Genomic DNA, 20,311 nt, shown 5'->3' with positions numbered 1-20,311 from the left:
GATCCGGGAGGTGGTGTGGGCGAGGTTCTCGACGCCGCGGCGGTACGACGCTGGTGCCGGCTGGCGGCGGACGCGCTGGGCCGCACGCGCGCCGGGATCGACGCGCTCAACGTGTTCCCCGTGCCCGACGGCGACACCGGGACCAACCTCCACCTGACTCTGCTCGCGGCGGCGGAACGGCTCGACGGACTGCCCGGCGACGCGGACGTGACGACCGCCTGGCGGACCCTCGCCCAGGGCGCGCTCATGGGAGCCCGTGGCAACTCCGGCGTGATCCTCAGCCAGATGCTGCGCGGCATGGCCGACGTGCTGGGGGCCGGTGGCGGCCTCGACGCGGCGCTTCGGCACGCGGCCGACCTCGCGTACGGGGCCGTGGCCCATCCGGTCGAGGGCACGATGCTGAGCGTCCTGCGTGAGGCGACCGAAGCGGACCTCCCCGCCGCCGACCCGGGCGCCACAGCCTGGGCGGCGGCGGAGCGGGCACGCGCCGCGCTGCGGCGGACGCCGGACCGCCTCGAGGTGCTCGCCCGCAACGGCGTGGTGGACGCCGGCGCGGCCGGGCTGTGCGTCGTGCTGGAGACGCTCGCGGCCGTGGTCAGCGGGGAGTACCCCGAGACGTACGATGTGCCGCGCCGCAGCCAGGACCGCCCGCCGGAGGACGTCCCGCGGACGGGAGACGGCGGTTCCTACGAGGTGATGTACCTCCTCGACGCCGGCGACGGGGCGGTGGCGGACCTGCGCGTGGAGCTGGACGCGCTCGGCGACTCTCTCGTCGTGGTCGGCGGCGACGGCCTGTGGAACGTCCACGTGCACACCGACGACGCCGGCGCGGCGATCGAGGCCGGCCTGCGCGCGGGACGCCCGTACCGGATCCGGGTGACCTACCTGGACGCGGCGGAGGACCGTCCCGTCCGGCGCACCGGCCGGGGCGTCATCGCGGTGACCGCCGGTGAGGGGCTCGCCGCGCTGCTGGAGGATCACGGCGCCCGCGTCGTACGCCGGACCTCCGGTCACGTGCCGTCCCTCGCCGAGCTGACGGAGGCGATCACGGCGGCCGGCGACGACGTCATCGTGCTGCCCGATGACGAGAGGGTCCTGGCCGTCGCCGAGGCCGCCGCCCGCCAGGCGGGGGAGGACGGCGTGCGCGCGGCGGTCGTCCCGGCGAAGGCGTCCGTGCAGAGCCTGGCCGCGCTCGCGGTCCACGACCCGCTGCGCCGCTTCGAGGACGACGTGATCGCCATGACCCGCGCGGCGGGCGCGACGCGATCGGGCCGGCTCGAGAGCGCCCGGCACGAGGCGGTGACGAGCGCCGGGATGTGCCGGCCCGGCGATGTCCTCGGTCTCGTCGACGGGGACGTCGCGGTCATCGGCGCGGACGCCTCCGCGCTGGCGGCGGGCGTCCTCGACCGGATGCTGTCCGCCGGGAGCGAGCTGGTGACGCTGATCGTCGGCGAGGGCGCGCCGGACGATCTCGCCGACCGGGCGCGCGACCACCTGCACGCCGTCCGGCCCGACCTCGAGGTCGCCGTCTACGAAGGCGGCCAGGACCGCCATCTCCTCCTGATCGGGGTGGAGTGAGGCGCACCCGGGACCGGATGCGCAGCGCCTTGTCCTGCCGAGCCGGTAGAACTGAGGGAGCCCAGGCTGGTAAGAGGAAGGTGCCGTGACGACACTCGACGCGCCGCTGGTCAAGGTGGTGGGCGCCAAGGCGGCCAAGAAGCTGGTCGCCCTCGACCTGCACACCGCCGGCGACCTGCTCCGCCACTATCCGCGCCGCTACGCTCAGCGCGGCGAGCTCACCGACCTGATCGGCCTGGCCGAGGGCGAATACGTCACCGTGATGGCGGAGGTCGAGAAGGTCCAGGGCCGGAAGATCACCAAGCGGCCCGGGTACATCCTCGAGGTCGTCGTCACCGACGGCCGGGGGCGTCTGACGCTCACCTTCTTCGGTACCGGCGCGCGCGTCCCCGAACGGGAGCTGCCCCCCGGCACGCGCGGCCTGTTCGCCGGAAAGGTGTCGTTCTACCGGAGCGGCCAGGGGATCAAGCGTCAGCTCGTCCACCCGGAGTACAAGGCGGTGAGCGCCCGGGAGGGCACCGACGCGGCGCGGGAGTTCGCCGAGGAGCTCATCCCGGTCTACCCGGCCACCAAGGGCCTGACGTCATGGCAGATCGGCGACTGCGTCCGGATGGTGCTCGACACCATGGACGTGGACACCGACTCCCTGCCGGAGCCGGTGCGCAGGCGCCACCGGCTCCTCGGGCTCGCCGAGGCGTACGAGGGCATCCACCGGCCCGCGGACATGGCCGAGGCCGGCCGCGCCCGCAAACGGCTGAAGTGGGACGAGGCGTTCGTCCTGCAGACCGCCCTCGCCCGACGCCGGCGGGACGCCTCGGCCCTCCCGGCGACGCCGAGGCCGCCGCGCAAGGACGGCATGCTCACCGAGTTCGACGAGCGGCTGCCGTTCGAGCTCACCGGGGGCCAGCGGGCCGTCGGAGAGGAGATCGCCGCGGACCTGGCCCGCGAGCACCCCATGCACCGCCTGCTGCAGGGCGACGTCGGCGCCGGTAAGACGATCGTCGGCGTGCGCGCGATGCTGCAGGTCGTCGACGCCGGCGGGCAGGCGGCACTGCTCGCGCCCACCGAGGTCCTGGCCCAGCAGCACCACCGGTCGATCGTGAGCATGCTCGGGCCGCTCGCCGAGGCGGGCCGGCTCGGCGGGGCCGAGCACGGCACCCGCGTCGCCCTGCTGACCGGGTCGCAGGGCGCCAAGGCGCGGCGTGAGGGCCTGCTCGACGCGGCCTCGGGCGCCGCCGGCATCGTCGTCGGCACCCACGCGCTCCTGCAGGAGCACGTCCAGTTCGCCGACCTGGGCCTCGTCGTGATCGACGAGCAGCACCGGTTCGGCGTCGAGCAGCGTGACGCGCTGCGGGAGAAGGCCACCGGGGGCCGCCCGCACGTCCTCGTCATGACCGCCACCCCGATCCCGCGCACCGTCGCGATGACCGTGTACGGCGATCTGGACACCTCCTCGCTCACCCAGCTGCCCGCCGGGCGGTCCCCGATCGCCACCCACGTCGTCCCCTCGGCCAACCGGGCGTACTGGAACCGTGCCTGGGAGCGCATCCGTGAGGAGGTCGCCGGGGGCCGGCAGGCGTACGTCGTCTGTCCCCGCATCGGCGAGACGGAGGGCGACGAGGGCGACCTGTCCGCCGGGGAGCCGGACACGGAGGGCGCGGAGGGCACGGAGGGGCGGCGCCCGCCCCTGGCCGTCCTCGACGTCGCACCCAAGCTCTCCGAGGGCCCGCTCCACGACCTGCGGATCGAGGTCCTGCACGGCCGCCTGCACCCGGACGACAAGGACGCCGTGATGCGGCGGTTCGGCGCCGGGGAGATCGACGTCCTCATCGCCACCACCGTCATCGAGGTCGGCGTCGACGTGCCGAACGCCACGGTCATGGTCGTCATGGACGCCGACCGGTTCGGCGTCTCCCAGCTGCACCAGCTGCGCGGCCGGGTCGGCCGGGGGAGGCATCCGGGCCTCTGCCTGCTCGTGACCGACGCGGACGAGGGCTCGAAGGCCCGCGAACGCCTCGACGCGGTCGCCTCGACCCTCGATGGTTTCGAACTGTCGCGCCTCGACCTGGAGCAGCGCCGCGAGGGCGACGTCCTCGGGGAGAGCCAGTCCGGGCGGCGGTCCAGCCTCCGGCTGCTGACCCTGCTGCGAGACGAGGAGATCATCAATGCGGCGCGGGCCGAGGCCGGCGCGCTCGTCGAGCAGGACCCGGAGCTGGCCGACCACCCGGCCCTCGCGGCGGAGCTGGCAGCGCTGATCGACGAGGAGCGCGCGGAGTACCTCGACAAGACCTGAGCCCGGCCGGACGGGTGCCCGACGGTGCGGATATATCCATATCAAACCAGTTGACAAAATAGGGAAGCCGGTTCACGATCGAACGGTGTACCGGAGAGATCCGCTGATCGCGCGGCTCCACGTCGACCTGCGGCGGCAGGCCAGCGCCCTGTGTCGCCGGGGCTGAAACCCGTCCCCGTCCCCGGCCGCGCCCGTCGCGGCAGCGCCCTGCGCGGGGAGGCCTCGCCCCCCGACGCGTCCCGGCGCCCATCAGACGACTCTTCGGAGGATCGCATGACCGTCATCGACCTGCCGGTGCCCGCCCGAACACGTGAAGCGGACGAGGCGATCGGCAACAGGCTCGCCCGGGCGCTCGGCGACCGCGACGCCCGCGTCCGCCGGGCCGCCGCCGACACCCTCATCGACGAGCGGGAGGTGCTCGTCGGCGAGGAGGGCGTCCGGGCGCTCGTCCAGGCCGCGGACGCCACCGCCGACTCCTACGTGCGCGAGGTGGCGCGGGAGCTGGTGCGCGCCATGCGGGCCGCCGCCTGGGACATCTACGCACTGGCCCTGCGCCGCGACGACGCCGGGCGCGCCGAGACGATCCGCGGACTGGTCGTGCTCAAGGCCACGGCCGAGCTCGGCGAGATCGCCCTGACCGACCCGTCCTGGCGCATCCGCGAGCGTGCGGTGGCCGCCCTCGGCGAGCTCGGCCCCCGCACGGCGGTCGGCCCGCTGACCAGCGTGCTCGACGACGAGGTCGTGGCCGTACGCCGCGCCGCCGTCCAGGCGCTGGCCCGGTGGGCGGCCGATCGCCACTACGCCCGGTCCGCCCTCACCACCGCGTTGGAGGACCCGGACGCGGGCGTCCGCGCCGAGGCCCGCTGGGCCCTGGCCGTCGCTCCGTCCCGCCCCTGACGGATCAGCGGCGGATGCTCAGGGGGGAGGCTGTCCGAAAAGCGCGGTGAATCCCGTCCGGAACCTCGATCTCGATCACGCTCCTCCGACGCGCCGGAGAAGTCGTGGCCGCGGTCTTCCGTCTGTGGTTACCCTCCCGTAGTGGAGCACAAGAGCGACTTTCCGGTTCCCGTCGCCGCCGCGCCCGCCTTCCTGATCGCGGCCCTGGCCGCCGTCTCGGCCGTCGGTTCGCTCCTCGTGCTCGTCACGGTGGGATACCTGCTGCTCGCGATGCGACGGCTGTCGGAGGAGGCCGCGGCCGGTGCCGTCTTCGTCATCTTCCCGCTCGTGGGACTCGCTCTCCTGGCCTCCGCCGTCGGGATGGCGTTCCTCGCCCGCTCCGAATTCCGGCTGCTGCGCACTCCGCCCGTCTTCACGTCCGCGGGCGTGCGGCTGCGGGTGTTCGCGCGGCGCGGCTACGACGTGTTCGTGCCCTGGGATCGGGTCTCGCGGCTGCGCGTCGCGGAGAAGGGCCCCCGGCCGTACCTCCTGGTCGACGTCGCCGACGCGGAGGATCTGGCGGGCGGCGACCCTGGCCGGGCCGAACGACTGCGACGGACCGCCGAACGGTTCGAGGGCGCCGCGTTCGTGTACGGGCTGCGCGGCGCCCTCATCGGCGTCGAGGAACTAGGCGCGGTCGTCCACCGGCTCAGCGACGGGACCGTCGCCCTCGACTACTGAGACCGCCGGGGGCCTGCGCACCCGGTATCCAGCCCGGGGACGATTCCTGAGAATGGCTTGGCCGATCAGAGACGCTCGGTAATCCGGCGCGCCCGGAAGACGTCCCCAGGCGGGAGACGTCCTCCGGGCCCCGGTTCTCACGCGCTGAGGCGTGCCTTCGGGCGGGCGCCGATGACGGCCGCCGCTCCGGTCACCACGGCGATCGCGCCGAGGAAGGCGAGCGCCCCGAGCGGGCCGCCGGTGTACGGCAGGGCCGGCCTGCCGGTCCCACCGACCGTTGCCAGCTCTCCCCGGCCGGCCGGAGCGCTCAGCGGCGGCCGGGCCACCGGCGGTTGCGCGACCGGCGGCTGGACGACCGGCGGCGGGGAGCCCGGCGGCTGGGCACCCGGGGGTTGCGCGCCTGGCGGCTGGGCACCCGGCGGGTTCGGCTGGCCCGGCGGGTTGCCCGGAGCCGGTGCCGGCGGGGAGCCCGGAGCCGGGCGCGGGGCCGAGCACCCTGCGCAGAGCCCGAGGGAGGCTTCGATGTGGGTGCCGCCCACCGACGCATTCACGCCGGCGGACGCGGAGGCACGGCGCGCCGAGAGACTCACGCCGACCGGCAGGTTCACGTGAAGGCCGGAGCCGGTGGAGCGCCGTGAGGTGCCGGACGTCGCCTTCCGTACGGTGCGAGAGGTCCGATCCGTCGTCTTCACGACGCCGGACACGGTCTTGGACACGGGGGTGGTCAGGTCGCCGAGACCGAGCCCGCCGGTCTCGGCGTGGGCGACGCCGCTGAGGGCGGTGCCGCCGAGGATCGTCAGGCCGGCCGTCGTCGCCAGCCTCGTGCGTGTTCGCATGGGGGGATATCTCCAGGTCGAAGGAGCGGGGGCCGAGACCGGGCGGCGGGGCGGCGCACGGGCGCGCGGTGACGCGGACACACCTTCGCCAGCCGACGGCACCTCCTGGCCCCTTCCGGTCGCGTGCGCCCGGGAGGACTCGGACGCCGCCGTACGATCCGCGACTAGTTTGTCACGAGCGGTAGTCCGTGGGAATGATCGTCCGGTCGCCCCTCATGTACGGGTCTGGCGGCCGAGGGTCGGTTCGGGCCGGGGCGCGGAGCGGCGCGCGCCATGGCTGGGCACACTGGGGGAGTGACCCGACTCATCGCAGGAACGGCCGGGGGACGGCGCATCTCGGTTCCCTCCGGCCGCGACACCCGGCCGACCAGCGACCGCGCCCGCGAGGGGCTGTTCGCCACGATCCACTCGCTGCTCGGCGACCTCACCGGCCTGCGGGCGGCCGACCTGTTCGCCGGGTCGGGGGCGGTCGGGCTGGAGGCGCTGTCGCGCGGCGCGGCCCACGTCCTGCTCGTCGAGTCGTCGCCGCGCGCGGCCAAGGTGATCAAGGCGAACATCGACGGTCTCGGCCTGCCCGGCGCGGAGCTGGTGACCGACCGCGTCGAGCGGGCGCTGCGGCACCCGCCGGGGGAACCGTACGACCTGATCTTCGCCGACCCGCCGTACGCCGTGACCGGCGAGGTGGTCACCCGGATGCTGGAGGACCTGCGCGACAACGCCTGGCTGGCCCCGCACGCCCTGGTCGCGGTCGAACGGGCCACCCGGGACGAACCGGTGCGCTGGCCGGCGGGCTACGAGGAGGGCAGGGCCCGTCGTTATGGGGAAGGAACGCTTTGGTACGGTCACGCCGCAGGTCACTGACGGCTTCCTGAGCGAAGGGTCCTCACCTCGTGCGCCGAGTTGTCTGTCCGGGCTCCTACGACCCCGTCACCAATGGCCACCTCGACATCATCAGCCGGGCGTCGCGGCTGTACGACGAGGTCGTCGTCGCGGTGCTCATCAACATCTCCAAGAAGAGCCTCTTCACCGTCGAGGAACGCGCCGAGATGATCGGTGAGGTGACGAAGCAGTACGGCAACGTCGTCGTCGAGAAGTTCCACGGGCTCACGGTCGACTTCTGCCGCGAGCACGACATCCCGGTCATCGTGCGCGGCCTGCGCGCGGTCAGCGACTTCGACTACGAGTTGCAGATCGCCCAGATGAACCACCAGCTGGCCGGGGTCGAGACGATGTTCATGGCCACGAACCCGCTGTACTCCTTCCTGTCCTCCAGCCTGGTCAAGGAGATCGCGCAGTACGGCGGGGACGTCTCAGGGCTGGTGCCCGAGCCGGTCCAGCAACGTCTCATCCGGCGCTTCGCGCAGTCCTGATCACCCGCCCGCCGGCCGATGAGGGGTGGCCGAGTTGGGCGAACGCCCGTGCGTTGGGTAACCTTGCGAATCGACCTTGTACGACGACGGTGATTGCGTCATGCCCCACGGAAGCAGGAAGAACCTGACCCGCATCGATCCCCGTGCCCCGCTCGTGATCGACACGCACGCGCTGGGCCGCAGACCGGGATCGATGCGCGAGGAATCCAGGACCGTGCCGGCTCCGACGGATCTCGGCGTCGAGATGGTCGGTGTCCCCGAGGGCGCCGACATCGAGCTGGACGTTCGGCTCGAGGCGGTGATGGAGGGCGTGCTCATCTCGGGCACGGCGCGGGCACCTCTCGCGGGAGAGTGCGGGCGCTGCCTGGAGCCGGTCACCTCGTCGATCGAGGTGGACTTCCAGGAGCTCTTCGTCTACTCCGACACTCGCTCCGGCGAGATCGCCGGGGAGGACGAGCGTCGTCTCGAGGGAGATCTCATCGATCTCGAGCCGGTGGTCCGGGACGCGACGGTGCTCGCACTGCCGCTGTCCCCGCTGTGCCAGGACGACTGTCCCGGCCTGTGCTCGGAGTGCGGGGTGCGGTTGGCCGACGCCGGGCCGGACCACGACCATGAGGCCGTCGACCCCCGGTGGGCGGCATTGCAGGGCATGTTGGATCAACGACAAGAAGACCAGGAGGGCTGACGTGGCCGTACCGAAGCGGAAGAAGTCGCGCAGCAACACGCGGCACCGTCGCTCGCAGTGGAAGACCCAGGCGCCGACGCTCGTGCGCTGCCCGCAGTGCCGCGACGAGAAGCTGCCGCACACCGCGTGCCAGACCTGCGGCACCTACAACCGCCGACAGGTCATCGACGTGGCTTGAGCGACGTCTCTCGGGGGCGGCCCTGCTGCCGCCCCCGAACCGTCTCGCGATGAAGACTCGCCCGAGGTCGTGGCGGACGCCGGAGGCACCCGGCGTGCGCCTCGCCCTCGAGGAACCTTCCTCGGAGGAACAACCGTGAGATTCACCTGCGACGCGGTCCTCGTTCTGGGGGCCACGTGAAGACCGATCATTTTGCGGCCGACCGGGGTCCGCTGGAGGACGCCCTCGGCGTCAACCCCGACCCGGCGCTCCTCGAACGCGCCCTCACCCACCGGTCCTACGCCTACGAGAACGGCGGCCTGCCGACCAACGAGCGCCTGGAGTTCCTCGGCGACTCGGTTCTCGGTCTGATCGTCACCGACACCCTCTTCCGCAACCACCCGGACCTGCCCGAGGGCCAGCTGGCCAAGCTCCGCGCCGCGGTGGTCAACATGCGGGCGCTGGCCGGGGTGGCGCGCGCGCTCGGTCTGGGCGCCTACATCCGTCTCGGCCGCGGCGAGGAGGGTACCGGAGGGCGCGACAAGTCCTCGATCCTCGCCGACACGCTCGAGGCGCTGATCGGCGCGGTGTACCTCGACCTGGGTCTCAAGGCCGCCGACGAGCTGGTCCACCGGCTGTTCGACCAGCTCATCACCCGTTCGGCCAGCCTGGGCGCGGGGCTGGACTGGAAGACGTCCCTGCAGGAGCTGACCGCCACGGAGGAGCTCGGCGTGCCCGAGTACCACGTGGAGGAGAGCGGCCCGGACCACCAGAAGACGTTCCGCGCCGTGGTCGTCGTCGGCGGGACGGAGTACGGCCGCGGCGAGGGGCGCAGCAAGAAAGAGGCCGAGCAGCAGGCGGCCGAGACCGCATGGCGGACGATCCGCGAGCGTTCCGGCGGGGAACCGCAGAAGTGACGCGCGCCCGCTGACCCGGCTCCGCCTCGCCGTCTTCCGAGTCCGCCGGGGAGGCGCGGTGACCGCGTCGTCGCGGCGCTCGTTCCCCATGTACTGAGGAGGTCTGCCGTGCCCGAGCTACCGGAGGTCGAGGTCGTCCGGCAGGGCGTCGAGCGCTGGGTCGTCGGCCGTACGGTCCGGTCGGCCGAGGTGCTGCACCCCCGCTCGGCGCGCCGTCACATCGAGGGGCCCGCGGACCTGGCGGCGCGGATGACCGGACGGACCATCGCCGCGGCGCGGCGACGCGGGAAGTACCTCTGGCTGTCGGTCGGCGACGACGAGGCGCTGCTGGCCCACCTCGGCATGAGCGGTCAGCTGATCGTCGACGATCCGGACAGGCCGCCGGAGAAGCACCTGCGCGCCCGGTTCACCTTCACCGACGGGGGACCGGACCTTCGCTTCATCGACCAGCGCACCTTCGGCCACCTCATGCTCACACGCACCGAGGAGGGCATCCCGGAGCCGATCACGCACATCGCCCCGGACCCGCTGGAGGACGCCTTCGACGAGGAGGCGTTCCGCCAGGCCCTGCGGCGCCGGCGGACCGGGGTGAAACGGGCGCTCCTCGACCAGTCCTTGATCAGCGGCGTGGGCAACATCTACGCCGACGAGGCGCTGTGGCGGGCCCGGCTGCACTGGGCGCGCCCCACCGAGACGCTCACGAAGGCCGAGGTGACACGCCTGCTCGGCGGGGTGCGGGAGGTCATGGCCGCCGCCCTCGCGGCGGGCGGCACCTCCTTCGACAGCCTGTACGTCAACGTGAACGGTGAGAGCGGCTACTTCGAACGGTCGCTCAACGTCTACGGCCGGCGCGACGAGCCCTGCGCGCGGTGCGGCAGCCCGATCCGCCGCGACGCCTTCATGAACCGTTCGTCCTTCACCTGCCCCACCTGCCAGCCACGCCCCCGCCGGGCCCACTACTAGGGGCTCGGACGCACCGGCATGATCGGCCGTGCCCGGAGCCCGCTCCGCTCGCGCGGCGCGCGAGTTTAGGATCAAGGGATGGACGAGCGGGTTCGGCTGACCGCCTGGGTGCGGGGACGGGTGCAGGGCGTCGGCTTCCGGTGGTGGGTGCGGTCGCGCGCGCTGGAGCTCGGGCTGACCGGTTCGGCGAGCAATCTGGTGGACGGCCGGGTCGAAGTGATCGCCGAGGGACCGCGGAAGGCATGCGAGGAGCTCCTGGACCTCCTGCGCGGCGGCTCGACGCCGGGAAGGGTGACCGGTGTGGCCGAGCGTTGGGCCGAGCCGCGGGACGGCCTCCAAGGCTTCATCGAACGGTGATCGGTCTGGAAGGTCTGCTAAACTTGTGCAGACAGGTTGTTACGGGTCTGTGACATCCGTCTTGACCGGCTCTCCAGCCGGTGCGACCCTAGTTGTTATGCGCACCTCAAGCAGCTCTTAGTGCGCGAACCATTCCTGCTGGTCACTCAGCGTGGAGGACCCTTAATCATGGCGAAGGCTCTACTCGGCCACGTCGGCGGTCCCGACCCCCGCATGGTTGCGGAGATGCGGCGCCTGCAGCAACGTGTCCGTGACCTGGAGGCCGAGCTCGTACGGCTCCAATCCGAGAACGACACGCTTGCCGCTGTTGCTGACAACGAAGTCATGGCGCTCGCTGCCAAGGATCGCGAACCGGCACTGACCTGAGGTCAGCGTCGGCACGTAAAAGGGACGTCGACCTGACGTCCCTTTTTGTTGGCCCCGATACTCGCGTTTTCGTGTATGGGCATTCGGCCGGGCTGGTCGTCATGCAATGCCCAGGGAAACATTTCCATGATCGAATTCTCGGGAGCGTGGCGAACTTCTGACCGCCCGCTGAGATTGGATCCCGCGAAGGCCGCGGCGGCCGCATGATGTGACGCATCCCACATCACCCCTGATCCTGCTCGGGCCGCCTGCGGGGCGGAAGGCGGGGATCGGCCGGGGAGATGCCACGCGCGGCGTCCGACCATGGCACATTGGTGGAAGTCGGATACCCGGCCCCGAAGGTGCCGGCCGGTATCGTGCGGGGATGGCCGGGGCGCCGTGGGCCCCGGTGCGGGGCGGTCCACCCGCCGGCAGTCGCAGAAGGGATCGGTGGACGCTTGTACTTGAAGAGCCTCACGTTGCGGGGTTTCAAGTCCTTCGCGTCCTCGACGACCCTGCGCCTCGAACCCGGCATCACCTGCGTCGTCGGGCCGAACGGCTCGGGCAAGTCCAACGTCGTCGACGCGCTCGCCTGGGTAATGGGGGAGCAGGGCGCCAAGTCGCTGCGCGGCGGCAAGATGGAGGATGTGATCTTCGCGGGCACCTCCTCGCGCCCGCCACTCGGCCGCGCCGAGGTCGTCCTCACGATCGACAACTCCGACGGCGCGCTGCCCATCGACTACACCGAGGTCACGATCAGCCGGCTGATGTTCCGGTCCGGGCAGAGCGAGTACTCCATCAACGGCGAACCCTGCCGGCTGCTGGACGTCCAGGAGCTCCTGTCCGACTCCGGCATCGGCCGCGAGATGCACGTCATCATCGGACAGGGCCAGCTCGACCGCGTCCTGCACTCCGGCCCCGAGGGGCGGCGCGCGGTCATCGAGGAGGCCGCGGGCGTCCTCAAGCACCGTAAGCGCAAGGAGAAGGCCCTGCGCAAGCTGAACGCCATGCAGGCCAACCTGACGCGCGTGCAGGACCTCACCACCGAGCTGCGCCGGCAGCTCAAGCCCCTGGGCAGGCAGGCGGAGATCGCCCGCCGGGCGGCGGTCATCCAGTCCGAGCTGCGCGACGCGCGGCTACGGCTCCTCGCCGACGACATGGTGACCCTCACGGCCAAGCTGGAGCAGGAGGCGGCCGACGAGGCGACGATCCGCGAACGCCGTACGGCCGTCGAGCAGGCCCTGGCCCAGGCTCAGCAGCGGGAGGCCGCCCTGGAGGCCGAGGCGGCCGAACAGGCGCCGATCCTCGCCCGGGTGCAGGACACCTGGTACCAGCTGTCGTCGCTGCGCGAGCGCCTGCGCGGCGTCGGAGAGCTCGCCGCCGAGCGCCACCGCAACGCCGTGGAGGCCCAGGCGGAGGAGCGCCGTGGCCGCGACCCGGAGGAGATGGAGCGCGAGGCCGCGGAGATCCGGGAGCAGGAGGAGGTGCTCGGCGCCCGGCTCGAGGCGGCGCAGGACCTGCTGGCCGAGGCCGTCGACCAGCGTGCCGCCGCCGAGGCGGCGCTGAAGGAGGAGGAGTACCGCCTGCAGGACGCCGCCCGTGCGGCCGCCGACCGCCGCGAGGGGCTGGCCCGGTTGCGCGGCCGGGTCGAGGCGCTGGGCAGCAAGGTGCAGGCCACCGAGGCCGAGATCGGCCGGCTCGCCGAGGCCCTGGCCGACGCGCGGGAGCGGGCGGAGGCGGCCCAGGCCGACTACGAGTCCCAGGACACCGGAACCGCCGAGGATCCGGAGCTGACCGCCGAGCACGAGCGGGCCCAGGAGATCCTCGAGCAGGCCAAGGAGGCCGTCGAGCACGCCCGCGAGGCCGTCGAGGAGCCTCGGCGGCGGGTGAGAGAGGCACGGGACCGCGTGACCGCCGCGCGCGGCGCCGACCAGGCGGCGCAGAAGGACGTCACCGCGCTGCAGGCCCGCGTCGAGGCTCTCGACCAGACCATGGGCAGCGCGGCCGACGGCGGGGAGGTCCTGCTCGCCGCGGACCTCGACGGCGTGCTCGGCACGGTGGCCTCCCTGCTGTCGGTCGAGCCGGGGGCCGAGATCGCGGTCGCGACGGCGCTGGGCGCGGCCGCCGAGGCCGTGGCCGTCGCATCGCTCGACGCGGCCGAGGCCGCGCTCGCCGTGCTGCGCGCCGAGGACGCCGGGCAGGCCGGCGTGGTGGTCGGCGCCGGGCCGGAGGAGGGCGGCGAACGCCCCGCGCTTCCGGACGGCGTGCGCCTGGCGGCCGACCTGGTCACCGCTCCGGAGCCGTTGCGGGCCGCGATCCGTCACCTGCTCGCCGGCGTCGCAGTGGTCGACGACCTGCCCGCCGCCGCCGCGCTCGTACGGGCCCGGCCAGGACTGCGGGCGGTGACTCGCGACGGCGACCTGCTCGGCGCGCACTGGGCGCTCGGCGGTGGCGGCAAGCGGCAGAGCCTCCTGCAGATGCGCTCCGCCCGCGACGAGGCCGCCGAGCGGCTCGCCGCCGCCGAGGCCAAGGCCGAGGGCACCGCCGCCGCCCTCGAGGAGGCCATGGCGGACGAGCAGGGCGCCCAGGCCGTGTTGGAGACCGCGCAGGCGGCGGTCGGCGAGGCCCAGACCGGGGTGAACCGCGCGCAGGCCGGCCTGGACAAGGTGCGCGCCCGCATGCGCGAGGCGGCGGCCGAGGCCGCCCAGGAGGCCAAGCACGTGGCGCGGCTGCAGGCCGCCGCGCAGGCCGCCCGGCAGGAGGCCGAGCGCCTGGCCCGGTCGCTGCACGCGGCCGAGGAGGCCCGGGACCGCGACCTCGCCGCGGCGGCGGAGCTGCGCGAGCGCCTGGAGGTCGCCGAGGCAGAGCCGCTGGACGACGACGACCAGGACACCACGCGTCGTGACGAGCTGAACGACCGCTGCCAGGAGCTGCGGTCGGCGGAGATGGAGGCGCGGCTGAACGTCCGCACCGCCGAGGAGCGGGTCGCGGCCATCGCCGGCCGAGCCGACGAGCTGGAGCGGGCCGCCGACCGCGAACGCCAGGAGCGCGCCCGCGCCGCCGAGCGCCGCCGGCGCCGGGAGCGCGATGCCCGCGTCGCGCAGGCCGTCGTCGCCGGCGCCCGGCGGGCGCTGGCCGGCATCGAGGTCTCGATCGCCGCGGCCGTGGCCGAGCGCGAGACCCACGAGCAGGCGCGTACCGCCCGCGAGGAGGAGCTGAAGGCCGTCCGCACCAGCGTCCGGGAGCTCACCGGCCAGCACGAGAAGCTCGTCAACGTCGCGCACGGCAGCGAGGTGGCCCGGGCCGAGCAGCGGCTGCGCCTGCAGCAGTACGAGGAGCGGGCCATGGAGGAGTTCGGGCTGGAGGTGGACGTGCTGATCGCCGAGTACGGCCCCGACCAGCCGGTGCCCCCGGCCCCCGACGCCCCCGAGGACGCCGCGCCCGAGCCGTACGACCGGGTCAGGCAGGAGAAGCGCGCCAAGCAGGCCGAGCGCCAGATGACCCAGCTGGGCAAGGTGAACCCGCTGGCGCTGGAGGAGTTCGCGGCGCTGGAGGAGCGGCACGCCTTCCTCACCTCGCAGCTGGAGGACCTGAAGAAGACCCGCCGGGACCTGCTGACCGTGGTCAAGGAGGTCGACGACCGGGTCCAGCAGGTGTTCGCGGCGGCCTACGAGGACACGGCGCGGGAGTTCGAGGGCATCTTCTCCCGGCTCTTCCCCGGCGGGGAGGGGCGGTTGTCGCTGACCGACCCGGAGGATCTGCTCACGACCGGGGTCGAGGTGGAGGCGCGCCCGCCGGGCAAGAAGGTCAAGCGCCTGTCGCTGCTGTCCGGCGGTGAGCGCTCCCTCGTGGCCATCGCGTTCCTCGTCGCGATCTTCAAGGCGCGGCCGTCGCCGTTCTACGTGCTGGACGAGGTCGAGGCCGCCCTGGACGACACCAACACCCAGCGGCTGCTCGGCATCTTCGAGGAGCTGCGCGAGTCGTCGCAGCTGATCGTCATCACCCACCAGAAGCGCACGATGGAGGGCGCCGACGCCCTCTACGGCGTCAGCATGCGCGGCGACGGTGTGACCCAGGTCGTGAGTCAGCGCCTCCGCGAGCCGGAACCGGCCTGACCATAAACTGGCGGATTTACCGGCGGAATACCGATCCGACAAGCGTTTCGCCTGTTTTGTAGCAGTGCGTCTCTGGTTGCTAATGGTTTCGCTAGAGTCTCGGCGTTCCCTCCACCAATACAAGGGAAGGTCAACGTGGACCCCCAACGCCTGAAGGACAACTTCTCCCAGGTCGCGACCCATGGCATCGACGTGGCCGAGTACTTCTACGCAGACCTCTTCGAACGAAACCCTTCCTACCGGTCGCTCTTCCCGGCGTCGATGGCGCGCCAGCAGCAGGTCCTGCTGGGGGCGCTCGCCCAGATCGTGTCGCTCGTGGACGATCCGCAGCAGCTGATCCCGTACGTCGAGGAGCTCGGCCGTTCGCACGCCGGATCCGGCGTCGACGCGCAGCACTACCCGGAGGTGGGCGCCAGTCTCGTCGCCACACTGAAGTACTTCAGCGGCGACGACTGGAACGCCGAGCTGGAGAAAAACTGGGTGGAGGCGTACGGCGTGGTCGCCGACGTCATGATCAAGGCCGCCGACCAGAAGTAGACGCCGCGGCGAAGACCCGCCCGGCTTCGGGAGACTGTGTGGATGCTCAACGGCTGAAAGACAACTTCGCTCAGGTGGCGCAGCACGGTGACGCCGTGGCGTTGTTCTTCTATTCCGATCTGTTCCTGCGGAATCCGCGGCTGCGGGAGATGTTCCCCGTCGGCATGAGCCATCAGCGCGATCGCCTGCTGTCCGCGCTGGGACGCATCGTGTCGCAGGTCGACAACCTTCCGGATCTGGTTCCGTTCGTGCAGCAGCTCGGCCGGGACCACCGCAAGTTCGGAGTGGAGGCCCTGCACTATCCCGAGGTCGGCGCGAGTCTCGTCGCCACCCTCCGGTACTTCTCCGGGCCGTCGTGGAGTGCCCAGCTGGCGCAGGACTGGACGGACGCCTACAACCTGCTCTCGAAGGTCATGATCGAGGCGGCCCAGGAGGATGCCTCGGTCCGTCCGTCCTGGTGGAACGCGCAGATCCTCGCGCACGAACGCCGGCGGTTCGACCTGGCGGTGATGCGGGTCCTGCCCGATCGGCCGTTCGGGTACCAGCCCGGACAGGCGGTCGCGGTCGAGGTTCCGGCCCGGCTGCGGATGTGGCGCTACTACTCGATGGCGAACGCCCCCCGGCCCGACAACACCCTCGACTTTCACGTACGGCTGGTCGACGGCGGACCGGTCAGCCCGGTCCTGGTCCGATCGGTCGCCGTCGGCGACTGGATCAAACTCGGTCCCCCGATCGGCACGATGACCTTCGGCGAGCGGTCAGGACGTGACGTACTGCTCATCGGTGGCAGCACCGGCCTGGCGCCGCTCAAGGCGATCCTCGAGCAGATGGCCGCGCGTCCCGCCCCGCCGCGCGTCCATCTCTTCTTCGGCGCGCGGCACGTCGACGGGCTGTACGACCTGGAGGATCTGCAGAAGCGGGCGGCCGGGCTGCCATGGCTCACCGTTGTCCCGGTGGTCTCCGACCATGACCCCGGCCCGGTGGCCGAGCGTGGCACGCTTCCCGATGTCATCGGACGGTACGGACTGTGGCGGGACCATGACGCCTATGTCTGCGGCTCGCCTGGAATGACCGACGCGACCGTCGATCGGCTTCTGCAGCTCGGGCTGAGCCACGACCGCATCCGAACCGACAAGTACGCGGACGCTTAAGAGGAGACGCATGACCTCCCCCGATATTCATGCCGCCCAGCGCCTCACCCCAGCGGAGCTCCAGGCGGTCAGCTTCCAGCGTGCTCCGCTCGGCCGCCGGGGATTCGACGAAGAACAGGTGAGGGCGTTCCTGCGCCAGGTCGAGCAGGAGCTGGTCCGTGTCCTCAACGAGAAGGCGGCACTCGAGAACGAGGTGAGTCGGCTGCGCGACCGCCTCACCGGGAGCCCGCCCGGCGCCAGCGTCGTCCAGCCCGAGGACGCCCACATCCAGGCCGTGCGGATCCTGTCGAACGCGCAGCAGACCGCCGACCAGTACGTCGCCGACGCGCAGCGGTACAGCAGGGAGATCGCCGAAGAGGCCCGGCGTGGCCGGGACGAGATCCTCTCCGACGCGCAGTCCCGCGCCGTCCTCGTCCTGGAGGAGGCTCATCGGCAGGCGTCGAACGCCGCCGACGCGGTCGCGCCGTCGACCGAGCCGATGTCCGGCGACGAGCGCCGGGACCTCGAACGCGAGATCGCCTATCTCCGGACGTTCAGCGACGTCTACCGTACGCACCTGCGCAGCTATCTGGAGGCGCTCCTGCGCAACGTCGAGGAGTGGGCGATCTCCGAGCGCGACTCCCTCCCCGGCGCCCGGTCGGCGCTTCCCCGTATGGATTGACGCGATCGGCGGGTAGGGGCGGGGAGGGCATCCCGTTCTTTCTGCGAGACTGGGACACGCTATGGAATACGTGATTCTCGCCATCGCCATCGTCGTGCTCGCCGTCGTGGCGGGCGGGTTCTTCCTGGTCCGTGGTCGGCGCGGGACGGCACCACCGCCGCGGGCGCCGGAAGCGCCCCAGGTGCCGGAGGCCCCTCGCGGCGGCACCGCCGTCATCGAGGAAGAAGAGGCCGTCGCACCGCCCACGCGGGCGCCGACCCCTGAGGCCCCGCCCGCGCCGCCCGAGATCGAGGTGCCCCCGCCGTCCGCCGGCCGCCTCGTACGCCTGCGGGCACGGCTCTCCCGCTCCCAGAACGCCCTGGGCAAGACGCTTCTCACCCTCCTGTCCCGCGACACGCTGGACGACGACGTCTGGGACGAGATCGAGGACACCCTGGTGCAGGCCGACGTCGGCATCGCGCCCGCGCGGCAGATCGTCGAGGACCTGCGCACCAAGGTGAAGGTCTACGGCTCCCGTGACCCGGAGACGGTGCGCGGGCTGCTGAAGGACGAGCTCCTCGCCCAGATCGGGAAGGACTGGGACCGCTCCCTGCGCACCGAACCGCACGGTGCCCAGCCCGCGATCATCCTCGTCGTCGGCGTCAACGGCACCGGTAAGACGACCACCTGCGGAAAGCTCGCGCGGGTCCTCGTCGGAGACGGCCGCTCCGTCCTCCTCGGCGCGGCCGACACGTTCCGTGCCGCCGCCGCCGACCAGTTGCAGACCTGGGGGTCCCGGGTCGGTGCGGAGGTGGTGCGCAAGGACGAGGGCGCCGACCCGGCGAGCGTCGCCTTCGAGGCGGTCAGGAAGGGCATCGAGGACCACGTCGACACCGTCATCGTCGACACCGCGGGCCGCCTCCACACCAAGACCGGCCTGATGGACGAGCTCGGCAAGGTCAAGCGGGTCGTCGAGAAGCAGGCCCAGGTGGACGAGGTGATCCTCGTTCTCGACGCGACGACCGGGCAGAACGGCCTGCGCCAGGCCCGGGTCTTCGCCGAGGTCGTGAACGTCACCGGCATCGCGCTGACCAAGCTCGACGGCACCGCCAAGGGCGGCATCGTGATCTCTGTCCAGCGCGAGCTCGGAGTTCCGGTCAAGCTCGTCGGCCTGGGCGAGGGGCCCGACGACCTCGCACCCTTCGACCCCGAGGGCTTCATCGACGCCATCCTGGGCGGCTGACCGGCCGCCCCCCGCGCCCTCCGCGGCGTGGAGGGGCGGTCGCCTGCTGCGGGGCACGGCCGTCGGCCCGGAGCGCGAGCCGTGTCCTGCCGACGCCACCGGCACCGGTGAGCGTGAGCAGGCGTGTTCGGGGCAGGAGTCAGGCGTCCCGGGACGTGGACTCGGGGGCCTCGTGATCGAGTTCTGAGACCCACGCGGCGATCTGGGCGCGGGAGCTGAAGCCGAGTTTATGCAGGATGCGTTCCACGTGCCCCTCCGCGGTGCGTTGGGCGACCACGAGTGCGGCCGCGATCTCCTTGTTGCTCTTCCCCTCGGCGATGAGCCGGGCGACCTCCGTCTCCCGGCGCGTCAACGGTGACGGTTCCGGTTTCGCCGAGGTGAGCGGTGCGGCCTCCGGGCGGCCCTCCCGGAGGGCGTAGGCCGTCGCCTGTCCGACAGAGAGCTCGCAGCCCTCGCGGAAGAGCTCCTCATAGCGAGGGCCGCCCAGGCGGTCCCGTATCGCCGTCTCGCACTGCTCGCGGTACTCCGCGAGGTAGCCGAACGGAGGCCCGCCCACCGAACGCCAGATCTCCCGCAGCGCCCCGAGCAGCCGGGCGGCGCGCTTGGGGTCGCCCTCGTCGGCGGCGATCCAGGCCAGGACCTCGACGCACAGCGCGATGCCAAGGCGGTCGTCGAAGGGCTGTTTGAGGCGGATGGCCTCCTGTTCCAGCTCTGCCGCGCGCCTCAGGTCGCCCTGTCGCCAGATCTCGATCCCCAAGACGGACAGCGTGTAGGAGCGGAACCAGTGGTCGTTCTGGGCCTCGCAGTACCGCACGCACTCGTCGAACAGCGCGACGGCCTCCTTGGAGCGGCCGAGCAGGGAGTACGCCGTGGCGAGGTACATCAGCGAGTTGACGATGCCCTTCGGATAGGGCAGCTCGCGATGGCGCACCAGCGAGTCCTCCAGCAGCCGCACGGCTCCGTCCAGATCGTGCCGGATGAGCGCGGCCAGGCCCGCGACGTACTGGCACTGAGCGACGATCACCGGTTCGTCGAGCCGGCGGGCGAGCGCGCGGCTCTCCTCGAGCATCGGCTCGGCGGCGGTGAAGTCGCTCTGGAGCACGGCGAGCCGGGCGTGCACGCACAGGGCGGCGGCGCGGGCGTCGGGAGAGGCGGCATCCGTGCCGAGCAGCGCCTCGAACCAGCGGCGGCCCTCGTGCAGGAGGCCGGCGGCGATCCAGTAGAACCGCAGCGCCGAGGCGATGGCGAGGCCGGAGTCGACCTCCCCCGGAACCGCGAGGCAGTAGTCGAGGGCGGCGCGGATGTTGCCGTGTTCGATCCGGAGCCGGTTGAACCACATCACCTGGTCGGGGCCGAACCACGCGCGGTCCGCCCGGGCGACGAGGTCCCGGTAGTAGTCGCGGTGGCGGTGTTGGGTTCGGGTTTGGGTGCCGGAGGCGGTGAGGCGTTCGCGGCCGTATTGGCGGATGGTTTCGAGGAGGCGGTAGCGGACGGTGTGGTGGTGTTC

The 20,311-nt window shown here is 72.3% G+C and carries 20 protein-coding genes; 18 read left to right on the top strand and 2 right to left on the bottom strand.

The window, feature by feature from the left end:
• The first annotated feature begins 15 nt into the window (after positions 1 to 15).
• From NE236_RS40670 to NE236_RS40655, 5 genes are all read left to right on the top strand, one after another.
• Positions 16 to 1,578 carry a DAK2 domain-containing protein gene (locus tag NE236_RS40670; RefSeq protein ID WP_252847643.1) on the top strand — a complete coding sequence of 521 codons (1,563 nt, stop codon included), beginning with the start codon at positions 16 to 18 and terminating at the stop codon, positions 1,576 to 1,578.
• A gap of 85 nt (positions 1,579 to 1,663) precedes the next feature.
• Entirely contained in the window at positions 1,664 to 3,871 is a 2,208-nt protein-coding gene (gene recG, locus NE236_RS40665) for an ATP-dependent DNA helicase RecG (RefSeq protein WP_252847642.1), read from the top strand.
• An 85-nt stretch (positions 3,872 to 3,956) separates the two neighbouring features.
• A complete protein-coding gene (locus NE236_RS45430; protein ID WP_372494525.1) occupies positions 3,957 to 4,037 on the top strand; it encodes a putative leader peptide in 81 nt (26 codons plus the stop codon).
• A 107-nt stretch (positions 4,038 to 4,144) separates the two neighbouring features.
• Positions 4,145 to 4,768: a HEAT repeat domain-containing protein gene (locus NE236_RS40660; RefSeq protein WP_252847641.1), complete on the top strand. Its 624-nt coding sequence runs from the start codon at positions 4,145 to 4,147 to the stop codon at positions 4,766 to 4,768.
• Between the two features lie 141 nt (positions 4,769 to 4,909).
• Positions 4,910 to 5,488 carry a hypothetical protein gene (locus tag NE236_RS40655; protein ID WP_252847640.1) on the top strand — a complete coding sequence of 193 codons (579 nt, stop codon included), beginning with the start codon at positions 4,910 to 4,912 and terminating at the stop codon, positions 5,486 to 5,488.
• A gap of 137 nt (positions 5,489 to 5,625) precedes the next feature.
• Here NE236_RS40655 and NE236_RS40650 read toward each other — a convergent pair whose 3' ends face one another.
• On the bottom strand, positions 5,626 to 6,324 hold the full coding sequence (locus NE236_RS40650; protein WP_252847639.1) for a hypothetical protein: 699 nt from the start codon (positions 6,322 to 6,324) through the stop codon (positions 5,626 to 5,628).
• Positions 6,325 to 6,618: 294 nt separating this feature from the next.
• Between NE236_RS40650 and rsmD the strand changes: the two genes are divergently transcribed.
• The 13 genes from rsmD to ftsY all read left to right on the top strand — a co-directional run bounded on the left by rsmD (position 6,619) and on the right by ftsY (position 18,804).
• Positions 6,619 to 7,185: a 16S rRNA (guanine(966)-N(2))-methyltransferase RsmD gene (gene rsmD, locus NE236_RS40645; protein ID WP_252847638.1), complete on the top strand. Its 567-nt coding sequence runs from the start codon at positions 6,619 to 6,621 to the stop codon at positions 7,183 to 7,185.
• Positions 7,186 to 7,214: 29 nt separating this feature from the next.
• Positions 7,215 to 7,694: a pantetheine-phosphate adenylyltransferase gene (gene coaD / locus NE236_RS40640; RefSeq protein ID WP_252847637.1), complete on the top strand. Its 480-nt coding sequence runs from the start codon at positions 7,215 to 7,217 to the stop codon at positions 7,692 to 7,694.
• A 100-nt stretch (positions 7,695 to 7,794) separates the two neighbouring features.
• Positions 7,795 to 8,379 carry a YceD family protein gene (locus NE236_RS40635; protein WP_252847636.1) on the top strand — a complete coding sequence of 195 codons (585 nt, stop codon included), beginning with the start codon at positions 7,795 to 7,797 and terminating at the stop codon, positions 8,377 to 8,379.
• A gap of 1 nt (position 8,380) precedes the next feature.
• Positions 8,381 to 8,557, top strand: coding sequence for a 50S ribosomal protein L32 (rpmF, locus tag NE236_RS40630; protein WP_252847635.1), 177 nt, complete (start codon positions 8,381 to 8,383; stop codon positions 8,555 to 8,557).
• A 212-nt stretch (positions 8,558 to 8,769) separates the two neighbouring features.
• Positions 8,770 to 9,453, top strand: coding sequence for a ribonuclease III (gene rnc / locus NE236_RS40625; protein WP_252847699.1), 684 nt, complete (start codon positions 8,770 to 8,772; stop codon positions 9,451 to 9,453).
• Between the two features lie 108 nt (positions 9,454 to 9,561).
• The gene (gene mutM / locus NE236_RS40620; protein WP_252847634.1) at positions 9,562 to 10,416 is read left to right on the top strand and encodes a bifunctional DNA-formamidopyrimidine glycosylase/DNA-(apurinic or apyrimidinic site) lyase; all 855 of its coding nucleotides are present in this window, start codon (positions 9,562 to 9,564) and stop codon (positions 10,414 to 10,416) included.
• Positions 10,417 to 10,494: 78 nt separating this feature from the next.
• Positions 10,495 to 10,773 (top strand): acylphosphatase, encoded by a 279-nt coding sequence (locus NE236_RS40615; protein WP_252847633.1) that lies wholly within the window; start codon positions 10,495 to 10,497, stop codon positions 10,771 to 10,773.
• A gap of 168 nt (positions 10,774 to 10,941) precedes the next feature.
• Positions 10,942 to 11,139, top strand: coding sequence for a hypothetical protein (locus NE236_RS40610; RefSeq protein ID WP_252847632.1), 198 nt, complete (start codon positions 10,942 to 10,944; stop codon positions 11,137 to 11,139).
• A 437-nt stretch (positions 11,140 to 11,576) separates the two neighbouring features.
• Complete coding sequence (smc, locus tag NE236_RS40605; RefSeq protein WP_252847631.1) at positions 11,577 to 15,233, top strand: chromosome segregation protein SMC; 3,657 nt, start codon at positions 11,577 to 11,579, stop codon at positions 15,231 to 15,233.
• A gap of 135 nt (positions 15,234 to 15,368) precedes the next feature.
• On the top strand, positions 15,369 to 15,770 hold the full coding sequence (locus NE236_RS40600) for a globin domain-containing protein (protein ID WP_252847630.1): 402 nt from the start codon (positions 15,369 to 15,371) through the stop codon (positions 15,768 to 15,770).
• A 38-nt stretch (positions 15,771 to 15,808) separates the two neighbouring features.
• Entirely contained in the window at positions 15,809 to 16,921 is a 1,113-nt protein-coding gene (locus NE236_RS40595; protein ID WP_252847629.1) for a globin domain-containing protein, read from the top strand.
• 10 nt (positions 16,922 to 16,931) lie between these two features.
• Positions 16,932 to 17,582, top strand: a complete 651-nt coding sequence (locus tag NE236_RS40590) for a DivIVA domain-containing protein (RefSeq protein WP_252847628.1) — start codon at positions 16,932 to 16,934, stop codon at positions 17,580 to 17,582.
• 61 nt (positions 17,583 to 17,643) lie between these two features.
• Positions 17,644 to 18,804, top strand: coding sequence for a signal recognition particle-docking protein FtsY (gene ftsY / locus NE236_RS40585; protein ID WP_252847627.1), 1,161 nt, complete (start codon positions 17,644 to 17,646; stop codon positions 18,802 to 18,804).
• Positions 18,805 to 18,943: 139 nt separating this feature from the next.
• Here the strand turns inward: ftsY and NE236_RS40580 are convergent.
• Positions 18,944 to 20,311, bottom strand: a 1,368-nt coding sequence (locus NE236_RS40580) for a LuxR C-terminal-related transcriptional regulator (protein ID WP_252847626.1), incomplete at its 5' end; no start/stop codon positions are given.

Origin of the sequence: Actinoallomurus purpureus (assembly GCF_024055795.1) — a bacterium.
Lineage (GTDB): Bacteria > Actinomycetota > Actinomycetes > Streptosporangiales > Streptosporangiaceae > Actinoallomurus > Actinoallomurus purpureus.
This window is presented reverse-complemented; position numbering and strand designations above follow the sequence as displayed.

Bases quoted from the DNA above. Each gene is read 5' to 3' on its own strand.
- NE236_RS40660 (WP_252847641.1), top strand. From the start codon at position 4,145: ATGACCGTCATCGACCTGCCGGTGCCCGCCCGAACACGTGAAGCGGAC.
- NE236_RS40650 (WP_252847639.1), bottom strand. From the start codon at position 6,324: ATGCGAACACGCACGAGGCTGGCGACGACGGCCGGCCTGACGATCCTC.
- NE236_RS40635 (WP_252847636.1), top strand. From the start codon at position 7,795: ATGCCCCACGGAAGCAGGAAGAACCTGACCCGCATCGATCCCCGTGCC.
- NE236_RS40615 (WP_252847633.1), top strand. From the start codon at position 10,495: ATGGACGAGCGGGTTCGGCTGACCGCCTGGGTGCGGGGACGGGTGCAG.
- NE236_RS40610 (WP_252847632.1), top strand. From the start codon at position 10,942: ATGGCGAAGGCTCTACTCGGCCACGTCGGCGGTCCCGACCCCCGCATG.
- NE236_RS40590 (WP_252847628.1), top strand. From the start codon at position 16,932: ATGACCTCCCCCGATATTCATGCCGCCCAGCGCCTCACCCCAGCGGAG.
- ftsY (WP_252847627.1), top strand. From the start codon at position 17,644: ATGGAATACGTGATTCTCGCCATCGCCATCGTCGTGCTCGCCGTCGTG.